The 13,336-nt window shown below is 62.7% G+C and carries 12 protein-coding genes; all 12 read right to left on the bottom strand.

The genetic code is table 11. The features are described 5' to 3' along the window. Window positions 1-140: 140 nt before the first annotated feature. The 12 genes from VIF40_RS19030 to VIF40_RS18975 all read right to left on the bottom strand — a co-directional run bounded on the left by VIF40_RS19030 (window position 141) and on the right by VIF40_RS18975 (window position 12,879). The gene (locus VIF40_RS19030) at window positions 141-656 is read right to left on the bottom strand and encodes a YbjN domain-containing protein (protein ID WP_331939091.1); all 516 of its coding nucleotides are present in this window, start codon (window positions 654-656) and stop codon (window positions 141-143) included. A gap of 22 nt (window positions 657-678) precedes the next feature. After that, window positions 679-1,488 carry a peptidylprolyl isomerase gene (locus tag VIF40_RS19025; protein ID WP_331939090.1) on the bottom strand — a complete coding sequence of 270 codons (810 nt, stop codon included), beginning with the start codon at window positions 1,486-1,488 and terminating at the stop codon, window positions 679-681. A gap of 227 nt (window positions 1,489-1,715) precedes the next feature. Then, entirely contained in the window at window positions 1,716-2,312 is a 597-nt protein-coding gene (locus tag VIF40_RS19020; protein ID WP_331939089.1) for a hypothetical protein, read from the bottom strand. A gap of 2 nt (window positions 2,313-2,314) precedes the next feature. Continuing rightward, window positions 2,315-4,165, bottom strand: coding sequence for a putative porin (locus VIF40_RS19015; protein WP_331939088.1), 1,851 nt, complete (start codon window positions 4,163-4,165; stop codon window positions 2,315-2,317). A 54-nt stretch (window positions 4,166-4,219) separates the two neighbouring features. Next, on the bottom strand, window positions 4,220-4,972 hold the full coding sequence (locus tag VIF40_RS19010; RefSeq protein WP_331939087.1) for an energy transducer TonB: 753 nt from the start codon (window positions 4,970-4,972) through the stop codon (window positions 4,220-4,222). 31 nt (window positions 4,973-5,003) lie between these two features. Further along, window positions 5,004-5,408, bottom strand: coding sequence for a biopolymer transporter ExbD (locus VIF40_RS19005; RefSeq protein ID WP_331939086.1), 405 nt, complete (start codon window positions 5,406-5,408; stop codon window positions 5,004-5,006). Between the two features lie 4 nt (window positions 5,409-5,412). Continuing rightward, on the bottom strand, window positions 5,413-7,245 hold the full coding sequence (locus VIF40_RS19000) for a DUF2341 domain-containing protein (RefSeq protein WP_331939116.1): 1,833 nt from the start codon (window positions 7,243-7,245) through the stop codon (window positions 5,413-5,415). A gap of 95 nt (window positions 7,246-7,340) precedes the next feature. Beyond that, window positions 7,341-9,023, bottom strand: a complete 1,683-nt coding sequence (locus VIF40_RS18995; protein WP_331939085.1) for a ShlB/FhaC/HecB family hemolysin secretion/activation protein — start codon at window positions 9,021-9,023, stop codon at window positions 7,341-7,343. A gap of 287 nt (window positions 9,024-9,310) precedes the next feature. After that, window positions 9,311-10,297, bottom strand: coding sequence for a FecR family protein (locus tag VIF40_RS18990; protein WP_331939084.1), 987 nt, complete (start codon window positions 10,295-10,297; stop codon window positions 9,311-9,313). 390 nt (window positions 10,298-10,687) lie between these two features. Further along, the gene (locus VIF40_RS18985; RefSeq protein ID WP_331939083.1) at window positions 10,688-11,230 is read right to left on the bottom strand and encodes an RNA polymerase sigma factor; all 543 of its coding nucleotides are present in this window, start codon (window positions 11,228-11,230) and stop codon (window positions 10,688-10,690) included. A 175-nt stretch (window positions 11,231-11,405) separates the two neighbouring features. Then, window positions 11,406-12,182 carry an STN domain-containing protein gene (locus VIF40_RS18980; protein ID WP_331939082.1) on the bottom strand — a complete coding sequence of 259 codons (777 nt, stop codon included), beginning with the start codon at window positions 12,180-12,182 and terminating at the stop codon, window positions 11,406-11,408. 70 nt (window positions 12,183-12,252) lie between these two features. After that, window positions 12,253-12,879, bottom strand: a complete 627-nt coding sequence (locus tag VIF40_RS18975; protein WP_331939081.1) for an energy transducer TonB — start codon at window positions 12,877-12,879, stop codon at window positions 12,253-12,255. Between the last annotated feature and the right edge of the window lie 457 nt (window positions 12,880-13,336).

Here is a 13,336-nt window from a genome sequence, read left to right as displayed (position 1 = left end):
AGCGGGCCCGTCGACCCCTTGATCCGGATTGACGACGCTGCCGAATCTCGGCGAGCTGCGGCGGCGCCGCGGCGCGAGCCGCGGGATTTGGGAGCGAAAGCGCGAGATGTCATGTCGATGCCGATGTTTTGCGAGAATTGTCAATGTGAAGCGGGTGCGCCGGGCCAAGTCGCGGGATCGGGCCGGGCCGAACTCGCACCGTCGCTCTCGACACCATTCGTTTGCGGTCTGCGCAATCCCTCACGCAAATAGACGATAAGCTCCTGCGCCAGCCGATCCCAGATTTCGATCTGCGCCCGCAAATGGCTTCGCGTCACGCCGCCGACGACGGAAACATCCATGCAGAGCGCGAGAAACGGCCCGCTGAGCTGGAGCCGCGAAAAGCGCCGCGCGATATTCCAGCCATTGACCAGGTCTTGCGGCAGCTCGCCATTCACTTGGAGTATGGATATGAACGCCATATCGGCGAAACGGCCACTTTCGTCGCCGGCCGAGCGATTGCCCGGACGTATGTCGAAGGAGAGACCGCTCGTCGCCGAACGAAGATAGACGACATTGACGACCGGATCGGTCGCCGTCTCGACGCGGTAGCCGACCTGCTGGAGGAGATCTCGCAAGTCGTCGAGCGTCAATGATGTGACGAGGCTTTCGGACATGAACGACCTTTCACGCGTGGAACTATTTTCGGACGCTGTCGAGCAGATTCGAAAGCGCGATTTCATTGACGACTGCCGGATGCTTCTTCAGCAGCTCGGCGACATAGGCGCGGCGTAGCGCGTTCGCTCGCTCGGTGCGCATCTGCTGCGCGAGCTGCTCGCGCGCCTCGGTGAGCGATCGCGTGTACGACGCCTTCGTGTCGATCAGCTTGACGATGTGCCAGCCGTCGTCGAGCCGGATCGCCTCCGAGACCGCGCCCTTCCCGAGACCCATGACGCGCGCGCGGATCTCGGGTCGAATCTGGCCTTCCGCCACCCAGCCGAGCTCGCCCCCGTCGTTGGCGTCGTTCCCGGCGCGCGCGACCGCCATAAAATCGACGCCTCCCACTTTCAGCTTGCGCTCGGTGTCTTCGAGCGCCTTCTTCGCCTTGTCCTCGGTCGCGCGGTCGGCGTCCTTGGGCGCCGCGACGAAAATATGGCCGAGCTGAAACTGGCGTGGAACGACGAAGGCGCTGCGATTGGCGTCATAGGCCTTTTGCATCTCGTCCTGGCTCGGAAAATTCGCGGGCGGCGCCGAAACGGATTGCAGAAACAGCTCCACAATGGCGCGCTCGCGCAATTGCTCGAGCTGCGCCGCGACATGCGGCTGCTGATCCCATTGCTTGGCGATCGCCTCCTGCAGCACGACGCGCTCGTTGAGCAAGAGACGCACCGCCTGATTGAGCAACGCAGGCTCCTTGGCGATCGCCGCCTGCTCGCGTGCTCCGAGCGCGGCGACATAAGCGCGCAATTGGGTCGCCGTAACGTCAGTGTCGCCGACATGCGCGACCACGTCCGTGGACGCCTTGCCGCTCGGGCTCGCACTGTCGAAAGACGCTTTCGGTTTGCTCGCTTGAGCCTGCGGCGCCGATCTGACGCTGGGCGCTGCTCTGACGCTGGGCGCCGACACGCCGCTCGGGGGCGTTTCCGCCAGAGCGTCCATCGATAGGCCGATCGCCGCTCCGAATGTGAAAGCGCACGCTGCGCGGTGGAGGATCGCAGTTCGGATCGACACATTGCTCATTGCTTCACCTTGTGATCGAGGATCTTGTCGTTGTAGTCCTGCAGGAGATTTTGAATTTCGACGCGACGCACGCCGGTGAGCGGCTCGCTCACCACGGTGAGATCGACGAAATTCGCCGCCTGATAGCGCTCCAGCAATTCGCGCCCGAGCTTCACGAGTTCCGCGTTCTTAGCGACGCAGCTCTTGACACTCGCCTTGTAAGCGACGCCTTGCGCCTCGAATTTGGCGCGCTCCGCGTCCTTGGCGCGCGCCACATTGGCCGCCTCCTCATAGGCAGCCTTCCACTTCTCAAATGTCTCATCCCGCTCGGCGAGCCGTCGATTGAACTCCTCCACGGCGTCGCGATGCTGTTTCGCGATCTGCTTCACTTCCGCCTTGGCGACCCCGATCTGCTCCTTCAGCCCCGCGCGCTCGCTCTCAGCCTCCGTGAGCTTCGCCTGCAGCGCTGCGCGCTGGTCCTCGAGCACGCGCTGCTGCGTGATCGCGCCGCGTAGGGCCTCGCGCAGGCGGTCGGCGTCCGAGTCGGCGCGCGCGCCTGTCAGAGTCGATGAGGCGGCGAGCGCGATGGCGAGACAAAATGTTCGAGCACGCATGATCAGAACTTCCCGTTGAGATCGACATGCAGAACGTCGACGGCGTAAGGAACGCCTGAAATGTTGTTGGCGCTCATCCAGCGCAGCGACAGCCAAACATTCTCGCCGACGCCCAGATTGCCGCCGACGAAATAGCCTTTGAGATTTGTGCCGCCGAGTCCGAAATCCGCGTCGACGAACGCGTCGACCATCGCATCCGACCCCAGATATTTGTAGCCGGCGAAAACATTCCAATCCCAGATACGACGGATCTCCTTATGTCCGACTGTGACGCTCGCGAGATAGCCGTATTTCCCGCCGACGTAATAGCCTGGAAACCAGGCGCCAGGGCTCATCTCGAACGCCCCGACAAGATTGTTGGCGAGAAGATCGGGCCTGGTCTTTCCGTCGAACGCCGTGTTCACTAGATACTCGCCATCCAGAACGACATGAATCGGATCGAAATGGCCGAAATCGATTTCACCGGCCGCGACGAATGGCCGAAACTGCTGCGCGAGCCCGAAATATTGATACTGATTGGTCGTCCCGCCGCTGTTCGAAGTGTCGCTGATGATCGACCGCAGCGGTGTATAAGTGTTGCCCCGTTGCGCGAACGACGGCCGGGTCAGATCCGTGTCGCACCCGTCCGATGCGCTATAGACGCGGCAAGGGCTCGACGATTCTCCCTGCACTTTGCTGAAGTCATAATAAGAAGCCGCGACCTTGAATGCGTAATCGTCGTCGAGTTTGACGGCGGCGCCGATTTGCCCGGCGAAGAGCCATTTATCATGGCTCGGCAGCTTGGTCGGAGGGCCGCCGCCATAAGACGGCAGATTGATTCCCGCGTTCAGATCCGTGTTGAAAACCGGAAAGGCTCCGCCGGAGACGAAAGAAGTGATGCCCGGGACGATCTCATATCGGCCCTGCGCCGAGAAGCCGTCAAATCCGATGTCTCGGTACCAGACGAGATCTGTCGGCGACCAGATTGGATTATCCGTTCGACCTGCCGAGAGAGTAACTCCGTCGATCGGTTGATATTTGAAAAAGGCGCGATCGATCCATAAGGAATAGTTCGAAAAGTTGCCGCCGTTGGCGCCGAAGGTCTGGTTCTGCGACACCGGCGAGTTGTTCTCGCCTCCCGCAAAGCGCAATCCGGCCGAAAAGCCATCGTGGAGATCGGCGAGCATTCCGAGACGACCACGGAAGCGGAACTGATCGCGGTTCTGCGTGACGTCATAGGTTGGATAATAATAGGGATTGGTTTTGCTCACGTCATATGGCGATCCGGTGTTGATCGCGTTGAAATTGACGGCGTCATACTGGTCGTTTCCGCTGGGATAGTAGATTCCGCGATAGCGCATGCGCATATCGCCATAAAAGCGGATGCGTGACGCCCATTCGGGATATTTGCCGGGCGACGCCCAATTCTCCCGCTCGGCCGTCGCCATGACCTCCTTCTTGATGTCATCGCGCAATTGCCGCTTCACCACTTCCGGGACATAGGTCACATGCTTGACGCCCGGCGGCGAGGCCGCCGCGGCGGCGGCCGTCGCGACTTTGGCTGCGTCGCCCGCTTTCGCCGTCGCATCCTTCGCCGCCTGACGCTGCACATAGGCCTCATTGGCTGCTTGCTCGACGAGCGCTTTCGCCTGGTCCTCCGACAGCACCCCCTGCTTGACGAGAAGATTGACCAGATTGATCGTCGCATTGGGCGACGTCGGCTTTGCGCGCGACACTCTCGGTCGCTTCGCTTCCGCCGCCGGTCCCTCGTCCGCCGCATCCTGCGCCACAACCGGCCCTGCGCCGGCGCAGGCGCAAAGAGACGCGACGAGGACCAATGAACGCCGACGCGCTCCCGACTTTCTCTTGAACATGAAACTCCCCAGCACTCTTCAGCCCATACGCATGGCTTGAATTACGAAATTCGATCAGCTCGGACGCTGTTCGGTGATCCGGATAATCATCGGCATCGGCATGCCTTTGGGCGGCGGCTCACGTAGCGTGAGATTGCCGAACACCTCGTTGCGAAGAACCGCGTCGAGCTCTGCATCGCCAGTCGTTCCGCTGAGCTGCACTCTGACCACGCGACCCGACTGATCCGCCCACAAGCGTATATTGCCGCGCATCGTCGCCCTACGCGTCCGCTTGTGCGCCTCGAGAGCCGAACGAAGCTGCGATTGCACCATCGACGCATACCAGCCCCATCCGCTTCCGCCGCCAGCGCCGCCATAGGGATTTCCACCTGGCTTGCCGCCGAGATTGAAAAGATCGCCGGGTCCTTGCCCCTTGGCGTCGAGCGAGAGCGGCCCCGGCGGCTCGTTGTTCTTCGCATCCTGCTTCGGCGCCTTCTGGGGCTCGTCGAGCGGCTTCGGCTCCTGGAACTCCGGCTGATCGATCTTCGTCTGCTCGATCATCTTCTGCTCGGGCGGCGGTGGAGGCGGCGGCGGCGGGGAAACAATATTGACGATCGACAGCTCGCGAACCTGGCGTGGCGGCGGGAGATCATCATGGCCCGACAGGGCCATGATGATGACGATGACGATCGAAAAAGTCGCTCCGCCGAAGACGACGCCTGTTCGATAGCGCCTGATCCAGTCTTTTGCGGCCGCCGCAATGAAACGGCGCGCGTCGGAATCTCCACGCTCGGGCCGGCGATTTTTCGGTCTGATCGACGACTTCATGACGCCTACTCCGATTTTCCCGCGTCATCGCTCACCGGACCAACGGCTTGGTGGCGAGTCCCACCTGCGTCAGCCCGATGCGCGACAAGAGATCGAGGATATCCATCACGCTCTGATATTGGGCCTGCGCGTCGCCGCGCAGCACGATCGGAAATTCCGGCGTGAGCGCCTTCTGCTGGATAAGCCGTTGCTCCAGTTCGGGCAGCGTGACCGGAATCGTGTCGAGAAAAATCTTGCCGTCATTGGCGATGGTGATCGCCTTCGTCGTCTGGGTGGCGAGGCTCGGCGCGGCGGAGGCTTTCGGCAGATTGACCTTCTGGCCTTGCACCGTCGCCGTCGTCATGATGATGAAGATCACCAGCAGCACATAGGCGAGATCGAGCATCGGCGTGATGTTGATGTCGTCATAGGGCTTCGTGTCGTCTTGGATTTTCATTGCCTCACTCCCCCGCGATCCGCCGCTCGATCGTCTCGAGGCGATCGTCGGAATAAGATTCGGCCATGCGCGTCACGAATTCGTCGACGAAGACGTGAAGGTCGCTGGTCAGGTCCTTGATGCGGGAGATGAGATAATTGTAGCCGAACAGCGCGGGAATGGCGACGCCGAGGCCGGCGACGGTCGCCACCAGCGCCGCGGCGATTCCCGGGGCGATCGCATTGACATTCACGTCGCCGCTCGCCGCGATCGCCGCGAAGGTGATCATGACGCCGACCACCGTGCCGAGCAGCCCGAGGAACGGCCCGCCCGAGATCGCGATCGTCAGCACCACCATCAACCGATTGAGCTGCTGCGTCTCCTTGACGACCCCGCTGTCGAGCGCCGCGCGGATCGCCGCAATCGATGGACCGGAGAGCGCTCCCCTCCGCACGCCGGAAGCCACGAAACGATGACGGATTTCCGAGGCGCCGATGTGATAGACTCGATAGAGCGAGGAGGCCCGCATCGACTCCGCGACGGTCATGCTGATGCGGCCCCCGAACGTCGCCACATCCTCATCGTCTCTGTGATCGAGCGCGGTCAGATCTGTTGCGATCTCACGAAAGCTCTTCATGAATTGCGTATTGGCTCTCGCTTGCCGGTTCAAATATGTCGCGCGGTCGATCATGACGAGCCAGCTGATCGCGGCCATTATCATCAAAATGCCGATGACGATCCAACCGTCGAGCGTCACCGATTTCAGGATCACCACCATATAGCCGGACAGCCAGCTCGCGGTTTCCTCGTCCACACTGAAAGAAATGAGCTTGGATGGATCCGGCCCCTGCCCGACTGCAGCGAATTTGATGAACCCCGCGGGACGCGCGCTCTTGGCGAGCTGCAATTCGTCGATGTCGCCGACAAAGCCCGGCGCAGTCGCGGCCAGCGCTGCGTCGGCTTCGCCGCCGATCAAAGCGACGGTGCGGAGCGCGGGAAGGCTCGCGTCGAGCGTCCCATAGGGGCGTCCGTCGACATAGAGCGCGATCTTCCCCGCGTCCGCGACGATTGCGAGATGCCGCCATGCGTTCACGGCGATCGGGGCGCCGGCGGCGCTGCGCTTGGCGGCGCCCGCGTTCGTCACTTCGACATAGGGCGCGCCATTGTCGAGGCCGATCGTCAATGCGTCGGCTCCGTCGCGGCGGCTGTAGAGCGTCGCATCGGAAGCGAGCGCAGCCGGTTTGATCCACGCCGAAAAGGTGAAGGCGCCGCCAGCGGCAAGAGCCAATGGCGGGGACGCGGGAAGCGTCAGAGGCGCGCGGCCGTCGAGCCGCAACCCGCCGCCGATGATCGCGCCGTCGGCCGACTGACCGACGCTCGCCGCATTATTGCTCCAGACCGACGAGTCCAGCGCCGGCGTTCCGCGCTCCGCGAAATGATAGACGAGCAAGGCGTCCGGATCATAAGTTCCCTTCGGATCGCTGGTCGAGACGGCTTTCTTATCGCCATAGTACAGCCAGATATCGGTCTTGGCGCCCGACTGCACATTCGGCGCGCCGACCCATATCAGCGCCTCGCCGAGAAGCGCGTCGAACTTCTCGATGTGATGCTTGAGGGGCGTCTTGTCGTCGCCGGCGACGAAACGCAGATCGCTGCCATCCTCTTTGGCGGCGGAAAAGCGGAAATTGCCCATGTGCAGCCTTACCAGCACCGGCGTCGCGCCGATCGGATCCGTGATATTGGCTCCGGAGGCGCTGACGTCGATGGTGATCTTTTTGCGAAGCTGCCATTCGTCATTCCACCAGGCCGAAGCGGACGACGACCATAATGTCATTATCGCTGCGACGCAGAAGAGCATCGTGGCGACGCGGAAGCGGCTGCGCGCCAGCACGAGCGCGAACTGGCGGTCGGCCGCCTCGAATCGAAAGCGCATGTCGAACGTCATCGTCGTCATCAGAATTCACCCCAGACACGGAAGTTCAGGCGCGACTCCTTCGCCTGCGTATAGGTTTGGCTGATCATCGGCATCGAATAGACGAACATGCCGCTCACATGGTCGAGCAGCTTGACGCGCGCCCCGAAGCCGTAGCTCCACAAATTGAAATGCGCCTGCTGCTCGGAGAGCGGATGAATGACCTCGACGACGCCCTTGTCGACGAAGCCGAACAGGCGCCAATCGTTGAACAAGCTCACCGGCAGGCTGTCCGCGCCGGCCTCTCGCTTGACTGCATCCTGCAGCATCTCGCCGACGTTCGGGCTACGCAACTCGACTGTGCCAGCCGCGCCCGTGTCGCCGAGAACCTCGGATTCGAGATAGCCCCGGACCGTATCGAGACCGCCGACGCTGATCTGCTCGCTCGACGCCAATGGTCCGTCGGCGATCTGGCCGACGATCCGGCCATAGCCCTGGAAGCCGACCGGCAGCTCCTGCAGATGTGAGACGTCGAGGTTGAAATGCGTGAAATTTCCCGACGCGTAGGCGCGCTTATTGTCGAATTCGGTCTCGTTGCTGCCTGCCGGGCGCATGTTCAGAGTGACCGACGCATTGAGCTGCGTGGTGAAATTTTCGGTCTGATAGGTGGCGTTGTAGCTCGCGACCAGAGGATAATAGGTGATCGGCGACGAGGAGGACGTTTCCGTTCCGATCCGGACGACCTCGCCATAATGCTTGTAGTCGAGCCCCACCGACAGTGAATGATACAAGTTCTCGATGGCCGGCAGTGACATCACAGTGCGCAGGCCGAGGGTCTGACCCGGCCCGACGACATTCACGCCGCCGACGGTCGCGACGTCGCTCGTCGACGTGAGACCATAAACGAGAACGGCGAGCCAATCGATATCCGGCACGCGCGCCAAATAGGAGGCCGAGAAAATCTCCGCATCGGAGCGCTTCTGCGGCGCCACTTGATAGGTGAAGCTCAACGAATGGCCGAGCTGCCAGAGATTGTCGTAGCGCACCGTGCCGAGGACGCGCTGTGGCGTCGTGTTGGGCGAGCGCCGATTGTTGAACTCCAAATTCGCATGGAGCGGCAATTTGTCTTCGACGTCGAGGTCGACGTCCACGGTGCCTGGCGTGACGCCGGCGCGCAGCGAGGGCGTCACGCGCCGGTCCGGCCATTGGTTGAGCGCGACGACGTCCTTCGTCACCTCGCCGAAGTTCGGCACGCTTCCTTCCTTCAGAGAAGGCGCTTTGGCTTTGATCTTGTCGACGTCGAAGAAACGCGCATTCTTCACCCGCAAGCGGCCGATCTTCAGCTCCGCGACCTTGAGAACGACGACGCCGCCCTGCGCGTTCTGTTGCGGGATGGATACTGCGACCGTCTGAAAGCCTTTGTCATGATAGATTTTTTCGAGAGCCGCGCGGGCCTTTTCGACATCGGCGGCGGTGCGCCCCGGACCGACAAATGGATAGACCGCCTCCTCGACTTCGAGCTGCGTCAACCGGTCGGCTCCGTCGACGACGAAATCGTCTATGTCGAAACGCGGCGCCGGCGCGGGTTTCTCCGGTGCGACCTTCGAGGGTGCGGAGGCAGGCGCCTTGGCGTCCGTCGTTTTCGAGGACGTCGTCGCGGCCGCAGCGCCCTGCTTCACGCCAGCAGACAGCGCGGGAGTCGACGCCGACAGGCCGCCGCACATTACCAGAAACGCGACAAACTCACGTCCGACATCGGCGCGAAGCCGCGCACATGCGCGGCCATTCGGCCTACTCCTCGACAAAACCATTCGGCCCCTCATCAACGCAGGCAGCGCGCTCCGGGCAGTCGATCATTGCCCGGAGTGACGACAAACGCGCTCCTCGTTTCAAAGACGATTCGGTTAGCCCTGACCCGAAAATTTAATTCGAGAAAAAGGCCGAGCCTATGCTCGCGAGATCGTGAGAGCTTGGAGAGGACGGTCGGTCGCGGCCGGGACGAAAGCCTGAGTCAGCCGAGCAGGACGACGCCGCCCGGCAGCGTTATCGCGCGGGCTCCGAACAGGCGCTTGACCTGCTCCACGAGAACATCGAGCCGATCGACGCGAAAGACGCCATCGACGATGCGCCGGCTCAAATCGGTAGTGGCGATGATGATCTTGCCCGGCCTGTAGCGATTGACCTCTTCTACGACCTCGGCGAGCGGCGCGTCGTGAAAGATCAGCAGTCCCTCTTGCCAAGCAGTCACCCGACGCGGATCGATGCGTGAGGATCGCATGATTCCGTCCGCGCCATACGACACCTGCTCGTCCTTGCCGATGCGCAGCACGAATGCGTCCTGCTCGACGCTCACTGCGCCTTCGAGGCAGCTCACGGAGACGATTCCGCCGATGCAGCGCGCGTCGAAGCGCGCCTCGTTCGCCGTGATCTTGCTCCCGGCTGCGAGGACCACCAGAGGCCGCGTCTGCGGCAGGTCGACGGAGACGGCTGTCTGCCCGGAAATCAGCTCGATCTGCAACGCAGCCTGCGTCGGCTTCACCGCGATGCTCGTCTGTGTGTTCAGTTCGACTGAAACTTCCGGAGCGACGGCCACCACTCGCCGCTCGCCTTTGCCCGTGCGGTAGTCGGCGGAGAACTCCTTGAGCGACGGCCATAGATCGAGCGGCGGGCGAAGGAGCGCGACGACGGCGACGGAGGCGGCGACGGCGCCTCCGACAAACGCGCGGCGCGTCATCGCCGAGCGCAGCGGCATTGCTTGCAGCGGGGAGGCGTTCTTCTCGCTGGTCTCGTCGGCGAGCTCCCGGCCGGCTACGCCGATGAGACGCCAGACGCGCGCGGCGTCCCGGAACGCCTCTTCGTGAAGAGGGCTCTGCGCGCGCCAGCGCTGCAGCGCTTCGAGGTCTGCTGCGGTCGGTTCACCGGTTTTCAGTCGGACGATCCAGCCGAGGGCTTCGTCCAACAGCGGGCGAGGCTCGGGCGTATCGGCCGGCTCATTCACGGTTCGAGGCTCGTCGGCGGCGCCGGCCACGCGAATATTCTCCCCTTCGAACGCGAGAATATCGCGTATCTTTATGCGATTCTATGGGTTTGCAGCAATCTTGTCGCATCGATTTTTTTCGGCCCACCGCGGAGCCGTCCGGTCGGATCGTCGTCTCGATCAAATGCACCATGAGCGAGACAATGTCCGCTCACGTCGTCGATGGCCCGCGCCGACGCTCACGAATGCGTCCGACCCTTCATTAGATCAGACGACTGGCGGTCGCCTATCCCGAAACGCTGTGGAAAAAAAGAGGGAGGTTTGCCGGGGAGATTCCGGCTGACCAAGCGCGTCCGACTCGGGAGCATCTCGTCACGTTCTCCGGGCTCGCGTCGTAATCGCGCGACGGCGTCACGACTTCGGCCGCGGCCCCCCTAGCCGAAGGACGCGCTTGCGGCTCAGACGATCCGCGCAATGGGTCAAAGCATATCTCAGATCAGCCTCGACGGTCCGAGTGGTGACATCCAAGCTCGTCGCGACCTCTTGGGCTGTCCGGCCCTCGACGGCGATTTTCCGCAACACTTCGCGGCGCCGCGGCGAAAGCTCGGCCATCGCCCGCGTGAAGGCTTCGATCTCCGAGCGCGCTTCGGCGATCTGCGCTGGTCCCGGCGCTTCGTCGCTAATGTCCAGAATCGCATCCACCGCCGCGGCGCTCACGCGATTCCGTCCGGCCTTCTTGTGATCCTTGGCGATATTGACGGCAGTACGAAAAATATAGTCTTTCGGGCTACGAACGAAGGCCACCTCGCCGACTCGGTCCAATCGTAAAAATGTCTCGTGAAGCGCTTCAGATGCGAAGTCTGCCGAGCCCAACCGCCTCGTCAGGCGCCTCAGCAGCTCGTCGTAACTTTCGACGAGATGATTGCAAAGACTCGCACGATTGGTGTCAATCACGGAACTCGGGCCCCGACGCCGCCGGCTCTCCAGAATTCGAGAGCGTGCAATAAGTAATGGCGTCGGACGACGAATTTATGACAGCCTCGCTCGAGGCGTCTTCGAACATCCCCCGAGTAGTCGCCATCCGGCCGTCGCGGCGACATAGTCTCGGCCTTTACGAGGCGCAGCCCGTCTATCGGAGCGATTTGACGACGACCAGGACACGGACCGGCAGCTCGAGGTGGGTCGGCGCATCCCGGCTGATGAGAAGCCCCTGGAGAGAGGCGCTCACCGCTGCGTCACGCTCTTTGTCGCCGGTCGACTGGAACAATTGGGCGCGCTCGATCCTGCGCGCGTCGTCGACCCAGAGCTTGACGCCGATACGGTAATTCCCCGAGCGCGTCCGCGCGTTCCGGCGGAGAGCCCTCTCTATGTCGCTGCGGACAGCGTTGCTGTAATCCCGCAACAGTCCCTGGTCGCGGTCGCTGTCCCGGGACGCCTGCACTTGCAGCGGATCGAGGGACATGTCCGCCGAGGCGAGAGGATGGGCAGGCGGCAGATCATAGCGAGACGCGAGCGACTCGAGCGTGATCGCGTTTGGGCCGACAAAGCGAACTTTGACGTCGGTTCCGGCCAGAAGCCGCTCGAGCGCGGCGTCGGCGGTGAAGCTGCCGAGCAGCGGCGCAGACCGGCGTCCGAGCGCGGATCGGCTCTCGAAGAGCACTTGCACGCCGGCCGCCTGGCCATAGGCCTCCAGCGCGCTTGCGAGCGATTGCGCGGGAATGTCGTAGAAGTGGGGCGGGTCCGGCCGCGCGGCGTCGTCCTGCGCCGACGCCGCATAGACAAAAAACGCGATCCATGCCGTTACGAAAACCGATGGCGAGAACGACGCCCGCAAGACGCGGCCGCCACCAGGGTCGCCAGCCCGCCTCGTCGCAGAAGCCGGATTGGCCGATAAGGCGACGCGCATGACCTTCAACTCCACGATTTGAACGAAGCCGGAGCGCAGCGTCCGTTATGCGCCCGCGCGCGCTTTCGTGTCAGAGCATATCAAAAGCGATCGGCGCGAGAATTGTCAGTCGGTCGGGCAGCTCGCGCGGGATTCTCGGCAGCGGCTGCGCCCGCCGGATCGTTTCGGCGGCTGCCGCGTCGAGAGCGCTCTGGCCTGAGCTCGTCCGAATTTGGACGTCGGTGACGACGCCGTCTCTCCGCATCGCGAAAAGCACTTGGACCGTTCCTTGCCATCCCGCCCGCCGAGCCTCTTCCGGATAATGCCGGAAACGGGCGATATGGGTCAGCAGCGTCTTTTGGAAGGCGAGCGCGGCTCGATTGTCCGACGCGCGTATCCGCGTCGGGGAAGCGGCGGGAGCCTCGGCGGCCGCCCGCGCGTCGACGATCCACTCCCGTGGCGTCGGCCCAGCGTCCGGATCGACGTCAGTGGACACGGGGATTTCGATAGATCGCTCGGACAGAATGGCGGACGCCGGGCCGTTCCTCGGCGGCGGCTCCTGCGCGCGGTTGTGCTGCTCGCGCGGAGACAGCAGGCGGACGTCGATGATCGAGTCCTGCGCCCTCGAATAGGTGGACGACCGCGAATTGCGTAGCCAATAAACGCCGACAGCGAGCAGCGCAGGCACCATCACCGCTACGCCGACCAGCCATCTCACCTCGAGCGGCCGAGTGACTGCGAGCCAGTCCGACCTCCGTCCGCCTCGCTCAGGAGTCGGCGAACTCTGATCCGACATGGCAGCGCCCCCAGTCCAAACGCCACATAAAAGCAAAACCCAGTCCGCGGACGCCGTCCCTGCGACACCCGCAAGTGAACGAGCTTCTCGTCGACCCGAAGGCGCTTCTGGTCGACTCGATGGGCTACTCGCGACAGCATAGCGGCGATCGTCCACGACCGCCTCGCCGCCGATCGCATTCGCCCAGATACACCCACTTACATATGATAAATATTTCCATTTAATGACAAGCCTCCGCCAAGAACTGCGGAGAGAGCCGTGTTTGGAAATGTCAACTACACCATCAAAAGCGAACTATCGCGTTCCACTCGGAGCGCGAGCAAGAGCACAGAAAACTCGGTCGAACTGAAAGAATTTGGGCGAGACCGCTGCTCGACGA

The organism is Methylosinus sp., assembly GCF_036560965.1.
GTDB lineage: Bacteria > Pseudomonadota > Alphaproteobacteria > Rhizobiales > Beijerinckiaceae > Methylosinus.
This window is presented reverse-complemented; position numbering and strand designations above follow the sequence as displayed.

Bases quoted from the DNA above. Each gene is read 5' to 3' on its own strand.
- VIF40_RS19000 (WP_331939116.1), bottom strand. From the start codon at position 7,245: ATGCTCTTCTGCGTCGCAGCGATAATGACATTATGGTCGTCGTCCGCT.
- VIF40_RS19005 (WP_331939086.1), bottom strand. From the start codon at position 5,408: ATGAAAATCCAAGACGACACGAAGCCCTATGACGACATCAACATCACG.
- VIF40_RS19015 (WP_331939088.1), bottom strand. From the start codon at position 4,165: ATGTTCAAGAGAAAGTCGGGAGCGCGTCGGCGTTCATTGGTCCTCGTC.
- VIF40_RS18980 (WP_331939082.1), bottom strand. From the start codon at position 12,182: ATGCGCGTCGCCTTATCGGCCAATCCGGCTTCTGCGACGAGGCGGGCT.
- VIF40_RS19010 (WP_331939087.1), bottom strand. From the start codon at position 4,972: ATGAAGTCGTCGATCAGACCGAAAAATCGCCGGCCCGAGCGTGGAGAT.
- VIF40_RS18995 (WP_331939085.1), bottom strand. From the start codon at position 9,023: ATGTGCGGCGGCCTGTCGGCGTCGACTCCCGCGCTGTCTGCTGGCGTG.
- VIF40_RS19030 (WP_331939091.1), bottom strand. From the start codon at position 656: ATGTCCGAAAGCCTCGTCACATCATTGACGCTCGACGACTTGCGAGAT.
- VIF40_RS19020 (WP_331939089.1), bottom strand. From the start codon at position 2,312: ATGCGTGCTCGAACATTTTGTCTCGCCATCGCGCTCGCCGCCTCATCG.